The sequence below is a fragment of the Halobacillus sp. ABR2_026 genome (assembly GCF_056158545.1).
The window spans coordinates 1,565,218-1,583,386 of sequence record NZ_JBSWTM010000001.1 but is presented as its reverse complement, the minus strand read 5'-3'; the positions used below and the strand labels follow the sequence as shown (position 1 = coordinate 1,583,386).

Genomic DNA, 18,169 nt, shown 5'->3' with positions numbered 1-18,169 from the left:
TTTAACAGAGCCTAACTATAGAATATGATGATCGATGATTTTCACAAGCTCGACGATCTCCGGCTTGGATACCTGGGCGTCCGCTCCTACCATTTCTCCTTTATGACGAAGGTCATCCGTAATGAGAGATGAGAAAATGACGACAGGCAGCTGATTCAAATCATTATGCTCTTTCAATAACCGTGTGAAATGATGACCATCCATACGTGGCATTTCGATATCTGTTATGACCAGCTGATATTCTTCTTCGATCACTTTGCCTTCCGTTAACAATTCCTCCAAATGCTCATAGGCTTCTTTACCATCTTCAAAGCTGACCGTATTTTCATAGCCTGCTTCACTCAGCGTTTCCTGTAGCATCGCGCGGAGCATTCCGGAATCTTCGGCAATCAGGATTTTCTTTTGAGAACGATCCCTTTCTCCAAGCTCCCGAAGCTGTTCTGAGTGGATGCTCGATTCAGGATTAATATCTGCGACGACTTTTTCAAAATCAAGAAGCAGGAGCATCTCTTCTTCCATTTTTATAACTCCTGTGATCTGCGTCTCCAGGCCCTGGTACATCTTATTCGGCTTTTCAATCTGTTCCCAGGATATCCTGTGGATCTGTGTAACGGTATGTACATGGAACACAATTTTCGTTTGATTGAATTCCGACAGAATGAATTTATCCTGCTTCGGATTTTCTGATGGTGAAAACCCAAGAGCATGAGCGACATCCACCACTGGAACGACTTCCCCGCGAATTTCAATGATGCCCTCCACTGATGGATGGGAATGAGGAATTTTCGTAACAGGGTGAGGGTTCAGAATCTCCTTCACTTTGATGACATTGATGCCGAAACGGTTGATTCCGATTCCGAATTCCACGATTTCCAGTTCGTTTGTTCCACTTTCCAGTAATATGCCTTGATCTTGCTTCATGAAGCATCGTCCTTCCTATGATAGAATCCACTCTTTATATCGTCTGTCCACACAGGAATGTGAAGGTTGGAACGATGATAGGGAGAAGAAATATGCTGGACCAGATAAAGTCACAGAATTTAATGATGATGAAATAGGATATCTTATTGTTTTATCCATCAAAAAAAGAGCGAAATCAATCGCTCTTTCAATCGTTTCTTATAATGAAATAGACTATCAGTCCAACCAGCGGAAAAAACAGCGTCCCGATCAGAACGATGAGACTATAAGCGGAGCTTTTCCCTTTGCGGATGGAATCTCTGTAGGCCCAAACACTCGTAACAATATTCAAAACCAGCAACCCCACCCCGAAAAACAGGAGGGTTAGAAAAAAAATGCCGACTTCCATGAACTTCCCCCTTTTTCTTCTCTCTACTCGTTTTACGGATAAGAAAGGAAGAAGGTTTCAGATCAGGCAGCTTTTCTTTTGCTCCGCTTCGATATTTTGTTTAACAGCTTCTTCATCCATAGGACCGTCACATAAGCAAGCCCATAACTGCTGATCGCGAGCAAACACATCGACCAGTAGGAGGCAGGCAGCGTAGAAGCTTCATCTGACATCGCATACCTGTCGACCAGCTGTAAAAACACAATAGCAAGAAGTGCGCTGGTCACATAGCTTGACAAGGTCTTCCAATCGTTCAAAATCATCCATTCGATCACTGGTCTTACTACCCACATAAGAGCTGTCATAAACAGAAAAACGAGCCCGAATTGTACGTATTCGGACTTGAGACCGAATACTTCAAGTAAATCATCATCCAGCCATTGGATCGTCTCTTCTAAGAATGCAGGATCGAACCATTGAAAAATATTCATCTTCTACCGCTCCTCTTCCCCTTTTCTTCCATTATGGGCAAGGAAAGGGGAAGATAAACTTTACGCTTTTATCCATTCAGGATGCTTGTTTTTTAACCACTTCAACCCTTCCCTGTAACTCAATGGACGCACTTGCCCACGCTCAAGGTATGAGATCACAGCGTCTGGATCGGTTTTACTATATTCTCGAAGCGCCCAGCCAATCGCTTTTTCAATAAAAAACTCTTTTTCGTGTTTCAAAACATCGACCGTATCGAAGAGCAAAGGGGCGTCCGTTTTTTCTTTGTACTTCAGTTGATGAAGGACACTCGACCGCCGGACCCACAAGTTGTCGGACTCCCGCCAGTTTTCTGTAATCGGCCGCAGCTCTTCTTCGAAGCGGAGGAGATAACGACCGCAAAGCTGAGAAGCGATCATATCGACCGTATCCCACCATGATTTTGTCATTAATAGTTGTTTGTATGTACGGATACTGTCGCGGGGTGCTTTTTTCATTCCTTTTTCAAGCAGGGCAAGCCCTGCATAATGGCACTCTCTCTCAGGCTGATCGAACAGGAGAACCGCTGCTTCCAAACGCACATCCTCAGAAATCGACTTGTACGTTTTCATCAATGGAGCAAGAATCCGTTTCCGTTCAGGACTTTTGATCCCGAAAAAAGGGAAATGATTTTTCATATAATTTTCCATGGCTACCCGCTGTTCATCATTTCGATGGGATTCTAAAGCAGCCGTCACTTCTTCACATATTTCCATAGCCCGGCTCATGACTATTCCTCCTTTACTTAGAGAAAGGGGGATGCAGGGCAAGCCCTCTATCACCCATTCTGTTGAAGAAACTTTTCCATACGCCCGGCGTGTGCTTCCGCTTCTTCGTAACCTTGGGCATACAAATTGTGCAGGCGGTCCCGGTTTCGCTCAATCCGACTTACCTTCAAAGGTCTTAATGGGCGAATGACGAACGCTTCGCCTCTGTCTTCCGCCGCTTTCACCTTCTGAAGCTGCTCGTTATAACGCAAGTGCCTCTCAAGCAGAGCTTTAGCAAATAAAGGGAACTGCTTGTACTTCCTATTGAAATACCAGCCGCCTTTCATCCTGCCTTTGATATACCCATCATTCCGTGTAAGGACGACGATATGTTTACGGTTTCCGTCCTTTTCCGAGGCAGCCAGCGGAATAGGATCAGCAATCCCTCCATCCATCAATTCCCTGCCATCATAACGGATGCTTGGAGCTACCATTGGAAGGGAACTTGAAGCACGGATGACCTTCAAAAGGCTTTCCCTGTCCGGAAATCGATCATAAAAGACAGGATTTCCTGTGTTCATGTCTGTCGTTCCTACGACGAAACGAGTCTTCTGTCTTCGGAACGCTTCATAATCAAAGGGAACAAGCTGATTCGGGAGTTTATCGAAAATGAAATCCATTCCGAACAACTGCCGTTTTGTGATCATCCGTTTGTACGATATGTATTCAGGGTGAGCCCCATATTCGACGATCACTTCATAATTCCTTCCCCGCTGTCTGGCTACATATGAACTGCCATTGCATGCTCCTGCTGAAGCACCGACGACATAAGGGATATGAATTTCCTCATCAAGGAAGAAATCCAGGACACCGGCCGTATAGGCTCCTCTCATTCCTCCACCTTCCAGAACCAAACCGACATCATCCATAAGTCCGGAACACCTTCCTTTTCCCAAATGGTTTCTCTATTTCTATACTGCCATGTTCTGTGGAAAAAGTAAAAAAAGCAACCCCTTCTATGCGGTTGCTTTTTGGTGTGATATCATCAGCTTACATAAGCATCGGAATCATTTTTACCTGTGTGTTTTTCATCTATTTGACGTTCTATTTTTTCGATTGCTTCCTGATCGTTCAACAGCTGCTGCTTGTTACGATCGACTAAGTCTTCAAAGGAAATTCGTTTTTGACTTCTCATTTTACAACTCCTTTCTCAGGCTTATCTGAATGATAACAAAATTCGCACGATAATTGTTTGAACATTTTGTTAACTTTATGAAAAGAAGGTGAAGGTCCATTGGAACAAAACATTAACCCCCTCGTAAAGCAAATAGAAATCTCAGGGATCCGTCGATTTTTCAATATGGTTTCCCACTATGAAGATGTTGTCTCTTTGACGATCGGCCAGCCTGATTTCCCCACTCCTCCCCGGGTGAAGGAAGCAGGGATACAGGCCATCCGAAACGACCAGACCAACTACACCCATAATGCAGGGATGCTTTCCGTAAGAAAAGCCATCCAGCAGCATGCCGCCCATACATACGGCCTCCATTATGAAGCAGAGGACGAAATCATCGTTACGGTCGGTGCCTCGCAGGCGCTGGATATTACATTACGTACAATACTACAGCCTGGAGATGAAGTGCTTCTCCCGGGCCCGGTCTATCCTGGTTATGAACCATTGATCCGCCTGGCCGGGGCCACCCCGGTGTTCATCGATACGAGGCACCATGGATTCAAATTGACGGGTGACTTAATCGAAGACAAAGTGACTTCAAAAACGAAGTCCGTCATCCTTCCCTACCCGTCCAATCCGACCGGTGTATCGTTGTCAGAAGAAGAGCTAAGTGAACTTGCAAAAGTTATAAAAAAACACAAGTTGTTCCTTGTGGCTGATGAAATTTACAGTGAATTGGTTTATGACCGCCCACATACATCGATTGCGAGCTTCCCTGACGTCCGTAATCAGGTGATCGTCATCAACGGGGTTTCAAAATCCCACAGCATGACCGGCTGGAGAATCGGATACCTTCTAGCCCCGGCCTGGTTATGCCGGCACTTACTAAAAGTGCATCAATATAATGTATCGTGTGCAACATCGATCAGTCAGCATGCCGCCCAACAGGCACTGACTCATGAGAGAGAGGCTGCATTGAAGATGCGGGAAGCTTATAAAGAGAGAAGAACGTTCGTGGTACGCCGTCTTAGAGACATAGGGCTTTCCTTCGCAGAACCTGATGGAGCCTTTTACGTATTCATAAAGTTCCCTTTGAATGGCCGTACAACGTTTGACCGCGCTGTTCAACTTGTAGACGAAGCAGGTGTCGCTCTCGTTCCAGGGGATGCCTTTTCGACCCATGGGGAAGGCTATATGCGTCTTTCCTATGCCTACAGCATGGAGACACTGAAAAAAGGACTGGACCGTCTGGAAAATTTCCTCTCCGCTGAAAAAAAAAGCTCTGTTAAAGGTCAGGGTTGATATTGGCAGCAACGGATGGAAGGGACAATGAATGACAGGATGGTAAACGAGAATTAATTTCCAAGTGTCGAAACCTTTAGATGATCTTCTTTCACGATGTAACCATTGAATCTTGTTAGATTATTATCTCGAAACGGAGTCTTCCGCTAAACGGCAGGATTGTAGAAGACTTGATTTCGAGACTTTTGTTGAGTGGATGGGGGCTATGGGGAATAGCTCGCTTTCCGCGGGAGCGCGGTGAGACTCCTCGGACTACGTCCTGCGGGGTCTCACCAAGCACTCTCTTCCTCATAGATATCCGGTTTCTGCGCCTAGCGGCTAGTGAGACTTCCCTCGCTTCTGTACGATAAGTCAACATCGAATCCCTTCGTTCTTCGTGTTTCCTTTGTCTCCTCCAGCTCAGTCCAATCCATACGCCGCTGAACGAGGCGCCTGCACACTTAAGATTGGAGTCTCGCCATTCCCCTCCGCCCCTTTGCCATATAAGTGTCTCGGAACCACTACTTGAAAAATCAGCTTGTATGGGTAAGAGAAGGGAATGATATCATCTCTACCCCATGAACGTTTGCATACGCAAATGCTTGATACTACGTATGATCTGCCCGTCTAGGGGAGAAGAATTGGAAACTTACGAATCCATACAGATGTTCGAACCTCAACCATTCAAGCTCACCCTTTTTAAAGTGGCTTCGAGACACTTATAAGGGAAAGGGGGCGGAGGGAAACGGTGAGACTCCTATGGGACGTGTGGGACAGGTGAGACCCCGGAAGGCGTAGCCTGAGGAGGCTCACCGCCCGCCCCATGGAAAGCGAACCTTTTCCCGGAGCCCCTAGAATCACACAAACATCTCGAAGCTGAGTCTTCAAGAAAAGGGAGCTTAAGTTGAATAAGCCAAATATAAAATTGGAATTTCCTTTTTGCAGTCATATCAACACTAAACTTCAACAGATCCAAAAAGAAAAATAACAAGAAACAAAAAGAACTCATGGTTCAATGTCCATGAGTTCTTTTAATTGCTTTTATTCTTTTGTACTTCATTCAATAGCGCATCGAGCTGCTGACTGATTTCTACACATTCTTTGCTGGACAGTCCTTTCTCAAGGGCTACTTTCGTCATCTTATTACGTAACGATTCCACTTCTGCGATGCGAGGATCTCTGCCGGCTACTTGCATGGATCGACTACCTCCTGACTTGATCATCTTTCTATTCATGGCCCGATATATTGTAAGACTCTGTGTGAATCAGAGTTATAAAAAACCTTAGGACTGATTCCTCTCCTCTTTTCCTGAAACCTGGATGTCGAGGGCGGATTTAGTTAAGGTGGAAACACATGTTCATTCATCTTGAAAGAATGTGTGTTCGTATACCGGTCTTGCACGAGAAAAATTATCTCAATTTTCTATACCTTTGTAAAGGAAATCGGTAAAGGTTCTAATATTTCGACATCCTCGCCCGAATTGGAGCCTCACAGTTTACAATTTCGTAAAACTCGACCGGCCTGTCTTTTCTTTCCGGTCTGATATGGTAAAATCAAGGGTGAAAGATTATATGTTCATCTAGAAAGGAAGATGAGATTGTCTGAGCAATCCAAAAAAGAATGGCTGGAATGGTTGAAAGCCATTGCCGTAGCTATTACCCTCGCATTTATATTACGAACCTTTTTCTTTGCCACTTCCATCGTCGAAGGGGCCAGCATGGACCCGACGCTTAAAAACGGGGAAAGAGTCATGTTTAATAAGATTATATATTATGTCGATGAACCGGACCGGGGAGATATCGTCATCATCGAAAGGCCAGTAAAAAGCTACGTAAAACGAGTCATCGGTCAACCCGGAGATACGATTGAAATCCGGGATCATGAGCTGTACGTGAACGGCGAACAGCAAACTCAAGAATATCTGACAGAAGAGGCAGCCTCTGCCACAAGAGATTTCGGTCCTGTTGAAGTTCCTGAAGGCAAATACTTCGTCATGGGCGATAACCGCTCTATAAGTAAAGACAGCCGTAACGGCCTCGGCTTCGTTAAAGAAGAAGAAATCATCGGACGGACCGAATTAATCATCTACCCCTTCAACGAGTGGGGCCTGACAAAATAGCCATGAAAAACGACCCGTCGACAAACGGGTCGTTTTTCATGATCTCTTTCAAGGGGGACCAAGTTTCAATTAAATCTGAACAACTTCCCTCGAAGAGTGTTGGGTCCTCCAGCACATTTCTTAAACCTCTGTTGCTCTTTTCCCGTCCATTATTTTGTGGTGGAAACCTTATCGGGCAGCTCATGAAGAGTTTCAATCAGTTGATCAAGTTTCCCCTCGACACGATGAAGCAAATAAAACGTCACCGCCACCGGGAATCCAACATCCGCTAAAATTGAAATCCATGCCTCCATCCCCATTCTTTCACCTCTTTCTTTTCTGTTCTAAAAAAAGGCCGCTAACCATGGCTAGCGGCCCTTCTTTCAATTAAAACTCAATATCATAAATATTGCGCTCGACGATTCTTGCTTCCTTCTTCTCCACAAGGTCACCGCCTGTGGAATAGAAACATCCTTGAGTAAGAATCGCATCCATAGCTGCATCCACTTGGACCGGATCGACTGGCTCTACAGGGTCATCCAGACTGAGCGTTACTGTTTTCCCTTCTTCATTCAGGAACTTAAGTTCTAACTTTTTCAATTCATTCTCCTCCTTTTTCATTTATTAAGATTCAGTCAATACAGAACGATCGTCACGGGCGATATCGATCAGGATATGCTGTTGCAATGGAGATAACGCAACGGAAACTTCATGGAGCTGTTCGTCTGTTGCATCGGTTTTGATGGAATTGAATGATTTACGTTTCAGAATCATATCCCCATCCTCATCGGTCCCTGTTGAAAAGACAAGCTGCAAACGACTGTCTACTTTCAATGTGTTCACGGCCATTGGCTTCACCTCCTCTCCCTTCTATAATCGAAGGATCAGCAGAAAAAGTGTCACACCGGTCGTTTTTTTAATTTTATGGAAACAGTGAAAAGATCGGTCTGCCTTCTCTTTTAAGGCAACGTTTATTATGTAAGAAATCGAACATAATCCAAACGATAAAGGGTAAGAGCAAAAGCTGATAGAAAAAAAGCGTCCGGGAAAGGTGCTGATGAGGCACCTTTCCCGGACGCTTACGTTAAGTAAGTATCAACCATTATCAAATATTGTTAACCCTATAAGTCCCAGCATGACGATGATGCTGATAAAAAACATGACCATCTCCATCTTTGTTCCACCCCTCTTTCCCTTCTATCATAGCAAAAATTCGAAACTTCCGCTTTGCCTTTCCAAATTCTTTACTATTTTTATCCTTCCCTGAAAAAGAAACTCCCAATCGATATTTTTCACAATTCTGCCATACAGGTATGGCTACTTTGTGAATTAATGCACAAACAATATTTTTTTGTGAACTCCCCGGCTATACTTGAATTGAAAGAAAGGATTAATCCATCTTGTGAAATACTGAACAATAAAAAAGGAGGAAATACCATGTTATTTGAAACGTTACGTAACAACAAAACGGCGGCTGTGATCTTGACTGTTTTCCGAGTATACTTAGGATATGCGTGGTTGAGCGCAGGTTTCGGAAAAATCACCGGGGGCTTTGATGTCAGCGGTTTTCTGAACGGGGCGATTGCTAAAGCGGAAGGAGCGCACCCGGCGGTCCAAACGTGGTGGGCGGTCTTCCTTGAACAAGTCGCCCTCCCGAACCATGGATGGTTCGCCTTTCTTGTGATGTGGGGGGAAGTTTTTGCCGGGCTTGCTCTTCTATTAGGATTATTCACTCATGTAGCGGCATGGGGAGCCATTCTCATGAACTTCGCCTTTTTGTTCAGCGGCACCACCAGCACGAATCCACAGATGGTTCTGCTCACCTTCTTCATCCTTGTTGCAGGCGCAAATGCCGGACGATACGGACTGGATCGATGGGTGCTGCCACTTCTCAGAAAGCAGGTAAACAAACGCCCGATCGGAAAGCTCGTACATCCCTAACCCGTTCAGCCCTATGTTATCGCATAGGGCTTTTTTCGTTTATTTTACTTCCTGATGAGGTATGATGATTTTATACAATATTATTTGAGGTGCTTTATGTCCACTTATTTTTACAGATTTTTTATTTTCTGGTACATATGCGGCGTGGTTTTAGTCACCTTCGATCTACTGCCGCCATGGCTGGAGTGGGCGAACAGCGTCTTTCTCCTGACGGCCGGAGGAGTGGCCGGTGTATATTTCATCAAGATGTACGGATGGGCACGTGGGATCGGCTACAGTCTCATTATTATCGTGGTGAGTATTTATGTGGAACACTTGGGCGTCAGCCATAACTTTTTATTCGGAGCGTATCATTATACCGAAAACTTCGGTCTTAAAATAGCAGACACTCCAATTACGATCGGTTTTGCGTGGCTGCTGGTCATCGGCTGTTCCCATGAACTGGCCCGTGTGTTGACCCATGGTTTAAAGAAATGGACGAAGAACATTTTATTTATCCTGACAGGTGCATGGGCTGCTGTTACGATGGACCTCATCCTCGATCCCGTCTCCTATAAGGTAAAAGAATATTGGATTTGGGAAGACAGTGGCTTTTATTACGATATTCCCTTTTCAAACTTTTTCGGATGGTTCGTCCTTGCTGCGCTTTTCCATTTGATTTTCCTATTGATGGAACCTCAAAGAACGAGAAAAGGTCTTCACCCATGGCCGAACCGGATGGCCCTCATGTTCGGTTTGATCATCTTTTTATTTCTTTGCATCGCATTCACCGGCAAGTTGTATGGAGCGGTTTTATTCGTCAGTGCCTTGACCATTTTATGGTATGGCTTATATTTTTGGAGGAGATCCTATGTTTCTGCCCGCACGTAAAACTTCGTGGATCGAATGGGGATTCACCCGCTTCAACCGATCCTTTTTGCACCACCATTTTCATAACATCATGATTCAACTGCCTGAGGAGCTGCCTGCTGGAAAGACTTTATTCCTTATCAATCATTCCACATGGTGGGATCCGCTCCTAATCTTTTACATCAATGATCAGGTAGTAGGTTCAGACGGTTATGGGATGATGCATGAAGACGGAATCCGCCGGTTTCCTTTTTTCCGTAGGATCGGTGCCTTTTCCGTGAACAAGCATGACCGGCGGCATTTGATCCAGTCCTTACACTACAGCAGAGATCTGCTTCATGAAGGGAATACCGTATGGATTTTCCCTCAAGGTGATGAACAACCCCTGGAAAAGCGTCCGCTCGGATTCTTTTCCGGCATCGGTTATCTTGCTGAACAGTGCCCGGATGCCCATGTGGTACCAGTGTCTTTGTATTATGCATTGGAGCATAAAAAAAAGCCCAACGCCTACATAAAAATCGGCTCACCACTTCCACCTCACCATTACCGTTCCTTTAACCGGAAGGAAATGACCCGGTACTTTGAACAGGAAGCCACCCTGCAGCTTGATCAATTACGCAGGGATGTCATCGATGAGAACCATCAAGAGTTTAAGAATTTAAAGCGAAAGGGAGAGCGGTTATGATGATGTTCTTCATCCTTCTGATCATGGTTATTTTTTTGAATGGATGGACCATGTTCAACAGTCTATTCCTCTACCCATTGACAAGGAAGAGCCATCAGGAAGATCCCCCCTCTGTTTCCCTGCTCGTGCCTTTAAGGAACGAGCAGGGAAATGTTAAAGAATTGGTTACTTCCCTGCGCGCCCTTACATACCCTGAACTTGAGGTAATCTTGCTGGATGATCATTCAGAAGATTACACGTGGGACAGGCTTTTGACGGAGACGGCTGACGACGGCCGTTTCACTATGCTGCGAGGAAAAGAACTGCCTGAAGGCTGGAACGGAAAAGTCCACGCCTGCCATCAACTTTCGCAGGAAGCAAGCGGAGAGTATCTCCTGTTTCTGGATGCTGACGCCCGTGTCGCTCCCGGAATCGTCCAGCAAACCTTGGGAACGATGCAGCAAAAAAAGGCCGACATGCTCAGTGGATTTCCGAACTATCCGAATTCAAACTTTCTCAGTCATATGCTCGTGCCTCTGCAGCATATGGTTGTCCTTCTCCACTTGCCTTTATTCATTGCGAACCGGACCACAAAACCGATGTTCACGGCAGCTTGTGGGATTTTCATCATGATTGAAAAAAATGTCTACGAGAAAATAGGCGGTCACGCAGCTGTTCAAGAATATTGGTGGAAGACGTTCACCTTGCCAGGGAAGTGAAGAAACATGGCTACCGAATGATTCTCGCAAACATTACGGAATCTGTTGTTTCCTACATGTATAACAGCAGCAGAGAAACGTGGGAAGGCTTTAAAAAGAATACCTATACAGGCATCGGCCGTTCTACGGGTATGGTCGTGTTCCTGACGCTTTTTTACATACTCTTGTTTGTCGTTCCAGCAGGATACGCAGTCGCCGGGTTATTTTCAGGTAGTTATGCGCTGTTCCTTCCCTACCTGTTGACAGTCGCTTTCAAAATGTATGTAGACACAAGGACCGGTCATCCCCTCTGGCTGTCCTTCCTTCTGCCCGTTTCTGTGCTATGTCTGATCGCCATTTTATGGGCTTCCCGGTCCGTCCATAAACGAGGAGAAAAATATCAATGGAAAGGAAGGTCCTATCAATGAAGATTGCGATAATCGGCGGAGGGCTTGGTGGTTTATCAGCGGCTATTACCCTTGCGAAGCACGGAGCCGATGTCCGGCTTTTTGAAAAAAACAATCATTTCGGCGGTAAAATGATGAGCGTCGATGAAGCAGGTTTCCATTTTGATTTTGGCCCGAATACGATCACGATGCCTGAAGTCTTCCAGGATGTCATCAGGCAGGGTGGGCTCAATCCCCGTGAAGAACTGCCATTTGCAAAAATTACCACTCATACGAGAAACGAATTCAAAGATGGAACGACGTTTGATTTTTCTACCGATCAGGAAAAAATGAAGCAGCAGCTCGGGAAGCTCGATCCTAAAGGGCACGTCATGTACCGGGATTTCCTGATGGAAATTGAACGGCTCTACCGTTTATCCCACAAACATTTTTTACATAGGACGTTTAAAAGCTGGAGAGATTATCTATCTCCCTCATTGGGCAAAAACATCGTCCAAGTCCGTCCCTTGGAATCCATGGATCATTTTTTCCGTAAATATTTTTCCAACCCGAACATTCTTCAGGCATTAAGCCGTTATTCCACGTATATCGGGTCCGATCCATACCGCGCTCCGGCGACATTCAGTATGATCGCCCACCTCGAATGGAACGATGGAGTTTATTTCGTAAGGGGCGGCAATACAACAATCGCCGACCGTTTCGTAAAAGCGGCCGAGAATGTAGGTGTAAGGTTGTACAGCGGAACGAAAGTAACAAAAATCACGCATCAAAATCAACAGGTGACCGGTGTTGAAACAGATGAAGGGGACCATTTTGAAGCGGACCATATTATCGTGAACGGAGACCTGCTCCAAGCAGTTCCGGATTTGATTGAGCCTGAGGCGAGGCCCTCTCTTTCCAATAAAAAAATCGCAGGCTATGATCCATCCATTTCTGCTTTTGTCATTACGGCGGGACTTGATACAAAAATCAACCGGCTTAAGCATCATCATTTATTTTTCTCGAAGGACTATAAAAAAGAATTCAACGCCTTAAAGAATGGAAAATATGCCGATGATCCGACGATCTACATTTGTACGTCCTCCAAATCGGATCCATCTGTTTCCATGCACGGGGATAATTGTTTCATCCTCGTCAATGCCCCTCCCCTCCATGGAAAGGGCTCCTATAATAAACTTGCATATAAAGCTCATATTTACGACCGGCTTCAGGAAGCAGGTATTCCAATCAGAGAACACATTCAGTTCGAGCGCGTCTGGGACCCTGAGGACATTGAAGATGAGTTCGGAGCTTACCGGGGGTCTTTGTATGGTCCTTCTTCAAACAGCCGTGCTCAAGCATTCATGAGGCCATTCAATAAATCACAGGACCTAGCCGGCCTCTGGTTCTGCGGAGGAAGCACGCATCCTGGCGGAGGCTCCCCCCTCGTCGTCCTGAGCGGTCAAAACGTAGCTAACGAAATACTCGGGAGAATCGTCCATATCGAATGAATCTGTATACACCTCCATTATTCAGCCAAGCTAAACATGGAGGTGTTCAGAATGGATAAGAAAAAACGACCTGTTCCACGCAAAGGACAGCAGCGCCCAACGTTGGTTGAAGCCCCTGATCTCGGTGTGGACCAGGACGAACAGGCGATGAACGGTGATTACGGCATGCTGGAAACAGAAGAGGAAGACCGACTTCACGACCGGTAATAAGAAGAGGAAAGCATAGTCGTCTCTATGCTTTCCTCTTCTGGTTTCTTTCCAGGCAGAGATTTTCTCAGTCTCTGCGTTTTCCGTTTATAAAAAGAGTTCATCCCTCCTTACGAAACGAGAGACAGGATCATGAAAAGGCAGCGACCGGATGGTCGCTGCCTTTGGTTTGGATAGGAATCCTCTCACAAGAGTCGTATATGGGTGATTTTCGCCTGCGGGTTATCTTTCAGATGACTTTCTCTGGCCTTTTCTTTGTGAGAAGCATAGACAGGCACTTGTTTCACCACACCTGACTTGGCCTGATAGTATATTAAATATTTTTCCGCCATTCTTCTGGACCTCTCTTTTCATTGATATGTACAAGTATCTACGTATTTTCATAAGAATATACACGACTCTTACACGGAAAAAAAGCAGCCTCACTGCATCTCTGCAATGATCTGCTTCTTTTCCTGGTCGGTTACATAATTTCGATGAGTGAACACCTGGTATTGATTCTTCCTGACAGCAGGAAGGATGGCGCGGTACATTTTTGCAGCACCTCCTACGGGCAAACGCGAATACAAAGGATAATCCGGCAGCGTTGCCATCGCACGGTCATAATAACGCTCGGCATCGGCAGCCAGATCCTCCCACATCTCAATGAACGCCTGATTGACCCGCTTCTCTTTCAGATCTGAATATGAATAGCTGTGGTCCACCATCACTTCCTGTGGTAAGTAAATACGATCGATCTCCATATCTTCTCCAACATCCCTCAGAATGTTCGTAAGCTGCATAGCATATCCGAGTTCAATCGCCCCTTGCCTGAGAGCGCCAACTTTGCCAGGTGCGATGACAGGCAGCAGCATCAGCCCAACGGTACTTGCTACATGATAGCAATAATCCAGTAAATCTTCTTTCGTTCGAATGATTGTCGGGTAAAGGTCCATTCGCTGACCTTTAATCATGTCATAGTAAGGTGTTGAATCGATGGAAAAATTCCTGAATACATCATCAAGCGCGACCCAGCAGGGGTCTTCGAGTTCAAGCTTCCCTTCCATGAACCGGTCGAAATCATGTGAGAAAATTTCCAATTCTGCTTTTGGGTTCATTCCTTCATCTACGATATCATCGACACGCCGGCAAAAAGCATAAATGGCCCAAACCGCCCGTTTCTGTTGTTTGGGAAGCATAGCGAATGCTTTAGAGAACGTTTTCGAATGTTGCTCGATTATTTTGCGACAATGATCGTATGCTTGGTTCAAGTCCGTCATCACTAAACACCTCGCTTGTAATTATGCCTTGCTTTCGTATCAAATTGCAAATAATCGGCCAAGAGTTTCGCTCCCTGCATGACGATTGGAACTCCGCCTCCGGGATGGATAGAAGCACCGACTGCATACACATTCTCTATTGAATAAGGCTGAAGCTGTGGTCGGAAGACACCGGACTGGAAAAGCGTCGGGGCGATTCCAAAGCTACCCCCTGCATACAATCCTTCCTGAGCAGCATCTTCCGGAGTCCGTACATGCATCCATTCAATGTGCTTTCGCAAGTCAGGGAATCCACGAGCTTCCATTTCATCCATGACGGATGACACCAAATGATCTTTTCCACTCCAATCCACGTCTTCTCCAGCCGGGACTGGAATCAGTGTATAAAGGACACTTTTCCCTTCAGGGGCGAGCGATTCATCAACAAGAGAAGGGTGGAAGGTGTAAAATGATGGATCCTCAGGCAGCTGTTTTTCTGCAAACACCTGTCTCATATGACGGTCAAAATCCCGTGACATAAAAAACTGATGGATAGCATCGTTGTCATATTTGCGGTCAAGCCCCATGTAAAGAAGAAGGCAACCTGATGATGGCGTATATTTCCGCTTCAGTTTGTGATCTTCGGGCATGATTTTATCCATAAGGGGAAAATCACCGTTCAGCACCAGATCATCAAAAACAACCGACTCTCCCCCGGCTACCATAGAGGTTGCCCGCCCCGCTTTGGTTCGAACGTGATCGACAGGGGTCCCTGTATAAATCTCAACCCCTCGGTTTCTTAGTTCCTCTTCGATGATTTCGACAAGATGAGCATATCCTCCTTGCAAATACCAAATCCCGTGTTCATGCTCACTGTAGGACACGAGAGAGTACATAGCCGGGGACTGCTCGGGATGACCACCGATGTACAATGTTTGTAGAGTATATGCCTCGACCAGCCGTTCATCATCGAAATAACTCCGCATCATCTTTTTGACATTTTGATAAGCTTTCAAATGCATGAGCGTCTTTAGATTTTTCCGCGAAAAGAACGTGCGCTTCTCAACGAACGATTTTTCAAGAAATTGCGCTTTCCCTTGTAAAAACCGGGTGCGCATATCTTTCAGGAACCGGTCAAAATGCTTTTCATTACCCGGAAACTTCTTTTCCAGCTCCTTTTTCTGTTGATCGGTGTCAGAGTACTTGCTGAAACTCTTCCCATCCGGAAAATGGATGGTGTAAAGGGGATCACAGGGAATTAACGGGATACGTTCTTTTGAAAGGCCGCCTTCTTCCAAAATACTGAGGAGCATATCCGGAAGAAGCACAATGGTCGGACCCTGATCGATTTTAAACTCGCCGTGACGTTCGTAAGTAAGCCGCCCGCCAAGGCTGTTCTTCTTTTCATAGATGGTGACGTTTTGTTCCGGGTCTCTCGACAGGAGGAGGGCTGTAACAAGCCCGCCGATCCCCCCACCGACAATGGCAGTCTTTTTCATATCGGCTGCACCTCCTCTTCCAAGATCCATCCAGTTGTAATTCTCGCCGATTCAAGGATCGTCGGCAGGCCACTCCCTGGATGTGTGCCTCCCCCGACGAGCCAGCAGCGATCAAGTTCCTGGAAACGGTTATGGGGCCGGAAGTACATCATTTGCGAGAGTTGATGACCAAGGCTAAACGTAGCCCCCTGATGAACAAAATGATCGGTCTGCCACTGTTTCGGTGTAAGGACCTTCTCTTCCACAACGTGCTGTCTGATATCTGTAAAACCTGTCTTCTTCTCGATTTCATCATAGATCAAGGATTTGAATGAGGACTGTTTGTCATCCCAATCGACCTCAGAATAATTATTTGGGACGGGTGCCAGAATGTATACAGCGGAATGACCTTCAGGGGCAAGCGTCGGATCGGTCACACTGGCATTATGGATATAAATGGACGGCTCTTCAGATAACACGAGGTCCTTCGTCATCTCCTCAACGTTCTTCTTATAATCGTCGGCAAAGAGGATGGTGTGATGAGGCATATCATAAATTTTATCCAGACCTACATAAATCATAAACGTTGAGCAGGAGAATTTTTTCTTCTCAAGCTTTTCTTTAGAATGACGGCGCAATACACCATCGTCAACGAGTCGCGTCATCGCTTCAGCAAAGTCCGCGTTGATAATATATTCATCCGCTGTCACCGTTTCTCCGGAGTCCAGAACAAGGCCGGTCACCTCAGTGCCTGACACATTGATTTTTTGGATCCCCTGATTTAAATGAATCGCGCCTCCGTGCTCTTCTGTCACTTTCGCCATCGCTTTTGACAACTGATTGACTCCACCGATGGGATGGAACACTCCCCATTCGTGCTCCATATAGGAAAGGATGGAGAATGCGCCTGGGCATTCCCATGGGGACATTCCTAAATATTTCGCCTGGAACGTGAAAGCTATTTTCAAACGTTCGTCCGTAAAGTAATCGGATAGGACATCATACACGGATTTCCCGAGGGAAAGTTTAGGCAGGGCTTTTAATGCACGTTTGCTCATATAATCGCTCAGCTTGTTATGTCTCGTTTGTAAAAGAGGCATAAGGGCCCGCATTTTTTCGCGTGTATCTTTCATAAAGCCATCGTAGCCTCTTTCATTACCCGGGAAATGCTCGGAGATCACATCAAGCATTCGCTCCCGTTCACGGTACATAGGCACTCTCTTCCCATCAAACTGAAGCTCATACATGGGAGAAAGCTCCTTCATATCCATGTAATCATGGACATTCCTGCCAGACATTTCAAAGATCTCTTCCATGATTTGAGGCATGCTCAAAAATGTGGGACCGATATCGAATGTATAATCTCCCAGTTTAAAATGACCATTTCTTCCACCTACATAGGATTGTTTTTCATACACATGGACATCAAAACCTTTGGACGCAAGAATCATCGCGGATGCCAAGCCTCCTGGCCCTGCTCCGATAATCGCTATTTTTTTCATAACCATCCACCTACTCTCCAAACTACTCTTGTGCAATCATTATACAAAATATGTACAAAGCCAGCCATTCATGGGTATTCATCAATGTGCTCTGACTTCTTCTCTATTCCTTTATACTCATGATGTACCCTTCTGGTGAATGTTATAACCCTTTACCATTCTAAAGGAACCATTTCGCCCCCCACTTATTATTCTCCTTTTATTTTTTGGCTCCTTTAAATGGTTTACTTTCACGATCCAACCATTGAATCTTGTTGGATTAATATTTTGAAACGGAGTCTTTAGCTAAAGGGCAAGATTGTTGAATGCTTGATTTCGAGACTTTTGTTGAGTGGATGGGGCTGCGGGGAATGACTCGCTTTCCACGTGAGCGCGGTGAGACCCCGGAAGGCGTAGCCTGAGGAGGCTCACCGCCCGCCCCATGGAAAGCGAACCTTTTCCCGGAGCCCCTAGAATCACACAAACATCTCGAAGCTGAGTCTTTAAGAAAAGGGAGATTTAGTTGAATAAGCCAAATATAAAAAAGGAACTTCCATAAAATTGGAAGTTCCTTTTTTGCAGTAATATCAACACTAAACTTTAACAGAGCCTTTTTTTCGCGGCAGATGGAAAGGATAA

Annotated in this window: 23 protein-coding genes; 9 read left to right on the top strand and 14 right to left on the bottom strand. The window is 45.5% G+C overall.

The features are described from left to right. Window positions 1–15 precede the first annotated feature (15 nt). The 6 genes from ACXADE_RS08230 to ACXADE_RS08205 all read right to left on the bottom strand — a co-directional run bounded on the left by ACXADE_RS08230 (window position 16) and on the right by ACXADE_RS08205 (window position 3,718). The gene (locus ACXADE_RS08230; RefSeq protein ID WP_474979995.1) at window positions 16–921 is read right to left on the bottom strand and encodes a chemotaxis protein; all 906 of its coding nucleotides are present in this window, start codon (window positions 919–921) and stop codon (window positions 16–18) included. A 187-nt stretch (window positions 922–1,108) separates the two neighbouring features. Then, complete coding sequence (locus ACXADE_RS08225) at window positions 1,109–1,309, bottom strand: PLDc N-terminal domain-containing protein (RefSeq protein WP_474979994.1); 201 nt, start codon at window positions 1,307–1,309, stop codon at window positions 1,109–1,111. A gap of 62 nt (window positions 1,310–1,371) precedes the next feature. Next, window positions 1,372–1,779, bottom strand: coding sequence for a hypothetical protein (locus tag ACXADE_RS08220; RefSeq protein ID WP_474979993.1), 408 nt, complete (start codon window positions 1,777–1,779; stop codon window positions 1,372–1,374). Window positions 1,780–1,839: 60 nt separating this feature from the next. Next, window positions 1,840–2,544, bottom strand: coding sequence for a DNA alkylation repair protein (locus tag ACXADE_RS08215; RefSeq protein WP_474979992.1), 705 nt, complete (start codon window positions 2,542–2,544; stop codon window positions 1,840–1,842). 50 nt (window positions 2,545–2,594) lie between these two features. After that, window positions 2,595–3,452, bottom strand: coding sequence for a patatin-like phospholipase family protein (locus ACXADE_RS08210; RefSeq protein WP_474979991.1), 858 nt, complete (start codon window positions 3,450–3,452; stop codon window positions 2,595–2,597). A gap of 116 nt (window positions 3,453–3,568) precedes the next feature. Further along, the gene (locus ACXADE_RS08205; protein WP_474979990.1) at window positions 3,569–3,718 is read right to left on the bottom strand and encodes an FbpB family small basic protein; all 150 of its coding nucleotides are present in this window, start codon (window positions 3,716–3,718) and stop codon (window positions 3,569–3,571) included. Window positions 3,719–3,817: 99 nt separating this feature from the next. On the opposite strand from ACXADE_RS08205, the gene ACXADE_RS08200 reads away from it, so the two are divergent. Then, on the top strand, window positions 3,818–4,999 hold the full coding sequence (locus ACXADE_RS08200; protein ID WP_474979989.1) for an aminotransferase A: 1,182 nt from the start codon (window positions 3,818–3,820) through the stop codon (window positions 4,997–4,999). A gap of 1,010 nt (window positions 5,000–6,009) precedes the next feature. Here the strand turns inward: ACXADE_RS08200 and ACXADE_RS08195 are convergent. Next, window positions 6,010–6,174 carry a Spo0E family sporulation regulatory protein-aspartic acid phosphatase gene (locus tag ACXADE_RS08195; protein ID WP_474979988.1) on the bottom strand — a complete coding sequence of 55 codons (165 nt, stop codon included), beginning with the start codon at window positions 6,172–6,174 and terminating at the stop codon, window positions 6,010–6,012. A gap of 402 nt (window positions 6,175–6,576) precedes the next feature. Here ACXADE_RS08195 and lepB point away from each other — a divergent pair, with 402 nt between their 5' ends. Then, window positions 6,577–7,098: a signal peptidase I gene (gene lepB / locus ACXADE_RS08190; RefSeq protein ID WP_474979987.1), complete on the top strand. Its 522-nt coding sequence runs from the start codon at window positions 6,577–6,579 to the stop codon at window positions 7,096–7,098. Between the two features lie 149 nt (window positions 7,099–7,247). Here lepB and ACXADE_RS08185 read toward each other — a convergent pair whose 3' ends face one another. The 3 genes from ACXADE_RS08185 to ACXADE_RS08175 all read right to left on the bottom strand — a co-directional run bounded on the left by ACXADE_RS08185 (window position 7,248) and on the right by ACXADE_RS08175 (window position 7,926). After that, window positions 7,248–7,391, bottom strand: a complete 144-nt coding sequence (locus ACXADE_RS08185) for a YvrJ family protein (protein ID WP_474982215.1) — start codon at window positions 7,389–7,391, stop codon at window positions 7,248–7,250. Window positions 7,392–7,464: 73 nt separating this feature from the next. After that, window positions 7,465–7,677, bottom strand: coding sequence for a DUF2922 domain-containing protein (locus tag ACXADE_RS08180; protein WP_474979986.1), 213 nt, complete (start codon window positions 7,675–7,677; stop codon window positions 7,465–7,467). Between the two features lie 24 nt (window positions 7,678–7,701). Further along, entirely contained in the window at window positions 7,702–7,926 is a 225-nt protein-coding gene (locus tag ACXADE_RS08175; RefSeq protein ID WP_474979985.1) for a DUF1659 domain-containing protein, read from the bottom strand. 588 nt (window positions 7,927–8,514) lie between these two features. Between ACXADE_RS08175 and ACXADE_RS08170 the strand changes: the two genes are divergently transcribed. The 7 genes from ACXADE_RS08170 (at window position 8,515) to ACXADE_RS08140 (ending at window position 13,333) form a co-directional block, all read left to right on the top strand. After that, on the top strand, window positions 8,515–9,018 hold the full coding sequence (locus ACXADE_RS08170) for a DoxX family membrane protein (RefSeq protein WP_474979984.1): 504 nt from the start codon (window positions 8,515–8,517) through the stop codon (window positions 9,016–9,018). Between the two features lie 96 nt (window positions 9,019–9,114). After that, entirely contained in the window at window positions 9,115–9,888 is a 774-nt protein-coding gene (locus ACXADE_RS08165; RefSeq protein WP_474979983.1) for a carotenoid biosynthesis protein, read from the top strand. Beyond that, entirely contained in the window at window positions 9,869–10,552 is a 684-nt protein-coding gene (locus tag ACXADE_RS08160; RefSeq protein ID WP_474979982.1) for a lysophospholipid acyltransferase family protein, read from the top strand. The genes ACXADE_RS08165 and ACXADE_RS08160 overlap by 20 nt, the downstream gene beginning before the upstream one ends. After that, window positions 10,549–11,250 carry a glycosyltransferase family 2 protein gene (locus ACXADE_RS08155; protein ID WP_474979981.1) on the top strand — a complete coding sequence of 234 codons (702 nt, stop codon included), beginning with the start codon at window positions 10,549–10,551 and terminating at the stop codon, window positions 11,248–11,250. The genes ACXADE_RS08160 and ACXADE_RS08155 overlap by 4 nt, the downstream gene beginning before the upstream one ends. Next, window positions 11,217–11,657, top strand: a complete 441-nt coding sequence (locus ACXADE_RS08150; RefSeq protein WP_474979980.1) for a glycosyltransferase family 2 protein — start codon at window positions 11,217–11,219, stop codon at window positions 11,655–11,657. Before ACXADE_RS08155 ends, ACXADE_RS08150 begins: the two co-directional genes overlap by 34 nt. Then, window positions 11,654–13,126: a phytoene desaturase family protein gene (locus ACXADE_RS08145; RefSeq protein ID WP_474979979.1), complete on the top strand. Its 1,473-nt coding sequence runs from the start codon at window positions 11,654–11,656 to the stop codon at window positions 13,124–13,126. The genes ACXADE_RS08150 and ACXADE_RS08145 overlap by 4 nt, the downstream gene beginning before the upstream one ends. Window positions 13,127–13,177: 51 nt before the next feature. After that, entirely contained in the window at window positions 13,178–13,333 is a 156-nt protein-coding gene (locus ACXADE_RS08140; protein WP_474979978.1) for a DUF4021 domain-containing protein, read from the top strand. A gap of 185 nt (window positions 13,334–13,518) precedes the next feature. Here ACXADE_RS08140 and ACXADE_RS08135 read toward each other — a convergent pair whose 3' ends face one another. The 4 genes from ACXADE_RS08135 to ACXADE_RS08120 form a co-directional block, all read right to left on the bottom strand. Next, window positions 13,519–13,665, bottom strand: coding sequence for a hypothetical protein (locus tag ACXADE_RS08135; protein ID WP_474979977.1), 147 nt, complete (start codon window positions 13,663–13,665; stop codon window positions 13,519–13,521). A 90-nt stretch (window positions 13,666–13,755) separates the two neighbouring features. After that, window positions 13,756–14,592, bottom strand: coding sequence for a phytoene/squalene synthase family protein (locus ACXADE_RS08130; protein WP_474979976.1), 837 nt, complete (start codon window positions 14,590–14,592; stop codon window positions 13,756–13,758). Window positions 14,593–14,594: 2 nt separating this feature from the next. Then, on the bottom strand, window positions 14,595–16,070 hold the full coding sequence (locus ACXADE_RS08125) for a phytoene desaturase family protein (protein ID WP_474979975.1): 1,476 nt from the start codon (window positions 16,068–16,070) through the stop codon (window positions 14,595–14,597). Further along, the gene (locus tag ACXADE_RS08120; RefSeq protein ID WP_474979974.1) at window positions 16,067–17,551 is read right to left on the bottom strand and encodes a phytoene desaturase family protein; all 1,485 of its coding nucleotides are present in this window, start codon (window positions 17,549–17,551) and stop codon (window positions 16,067–16,069) included. The genes ACXADE_RS08125 and ACXADE_RS08120 overlap by 4 nt, the downstream gene beginning before the upstream one ends. Window positions 17,552–18,169: the final 618 nt, after the last annotated feature.

What these genes read in the sequence shown, in the direction of transcription:
- ACXADE_RS08170 (WP_474979984.1), top strand. Translation starts at nt 8,515, where the DNA reads ATGTTATTTGAAACGTTACGTAACAACAAAACGGCGGCTGTGATCTTG.
- ACXADE_RS08175 (WP_474979985.1), bottom strand. Translation starts at nt 7,926, where the DNA reads ATGGCCGTGAACACATTGAAAGTAGACAGTCGTTTGCAGCTTGTCTTT.
- ACXADE_RS08165 (WP_474979983.1), top strand. Translation starts at nt 9,115, where the DNA reads ATGTCCACTTATTTTTACAGATTTTTTATTTTCTGGTACATATGCGGC.
- ACXADE_RS08185 (WP_474982215.1), bottom strand. Translation starts at nt 7,391, where the DNA reads ATGGAGGCATGGATTTCAATTTTAGCGGATGTTGGATTCCCGGTGGCG.
- ACXADE_RS08155 (WP_474979981.1), top strand. Translation starts at nt 10,549, where the DNA reads ATGATGATGTTCTTCATCCTTCTGATCATGGTTATTTTTTTGAATGGA.
- ACXADE_RS08225 (WP_474979994.1), bottom strand. Translation starts at nt 1,309, where the DNA reads ATGGAAGTCGGCATTTTTTTTCTAACCCTCCTGTTTTTCGGGGTGGGG.
- ACXADE_RS08195 (WP_474979988.1), bottom strand. Translation starts at nt 6,174, where the DNA reads ATGCAAGTAGCCGGCAGAGATCCTCGCATCGCAGAAGTGGAATCGTTA.
- ACXADE_RS08230 (WP_474979995.1), bottom strand. Translation starts at nt 921, where the DNA reads ATGAAGCAAGATCAAGGCATATTACTGGAAAGTGGAACAAACGAACTG.
- ACXADE_RS08220 (WP_474979993.1), bottom strand. Translation starts at nt 1,779, where the DNA reads ATGAATATTTTTCAATGGTTCGATCCTGCATTCTTAGAAGAGACGATC.
- ACXADE_RS08160 (WP_474979982.1), top strand. Translation starts at nt 9,869, where the DNA reads ATGTTTCTGCCCGCACGTAAAACTTCGTGGATCGAATGGGGATTCACC.
- ACXADE_RS08120 (WP_474979974.1), bottom strand. Translation starts at nt 17,551, where the DNA reads ATGAAAAAAATAGCGATTATCGGAGCAGGGCCAGGAGGCTTGGCATCC.
- ACXADE_RS08130 (WP_474979976.1), bottom strand. Translation starts at nt 14,592, where the DNA reads ATGACGGACTTGAACCAAGCATACGATCATTGTCGCAAAATAATCGAG.
- ACXADE_RS08215 (WP_474979992.1), bottom strand. Translation starts at nt 2,544, where the DNA reads ATGAGCCGGGCTATGGAAATATGTGAAGAAGTGACGGCTGCTTTAGAA.
- ACXADE_RS08135 (WP_474979977.1), bottom strand. Translation starts at nt 13,665, where the DNA reads ATGGCGGAAAAATATTTAATATACTATCAGGCCAAGTCAGGTGTGGTG.
- ACXADE_RS08125 (WP_474979975.1), bottom strand. Translation starts at nt 16,070, where the DNA reads ATGAAAAAGACTGCCATTGTCGGTGGGGGGATCGGCGGGCTTGTTACA.
- ACXADE_RS08140 (WP_474979978.1), top strand. Translation starts at nt 13,178, where the DNA reads ATGGATAAGAAAAAACGACCTGTTCCACGCAAAGGACAGCAGCGCCCA.
- ACXADE_RS08205 (WP_474979990.1), bottom strand. Translation starts at nt 3,718, where the DNA reads ATGAGAAGTCAAAAACGAATTTCCTTTGAAGACTTAGTCGATCGTAAC.
- ACXADE_RS08210 (WP_474979991.1), bottom strand. Translation starts at nt 3,452, where the DNA reads ATGGATGATGTCGGTTTGGTTCTGGAAGGTGGAGGAATGAGAGGAGCC.
- ACXADE_RS08145 (WP_474979979.1), top strand. Translation starts at nt 11,654, where the DNA reads ATGAAGATTGCGATAATCGGCGGAGGGCTTGGTGGTTTATCAGCGGCT.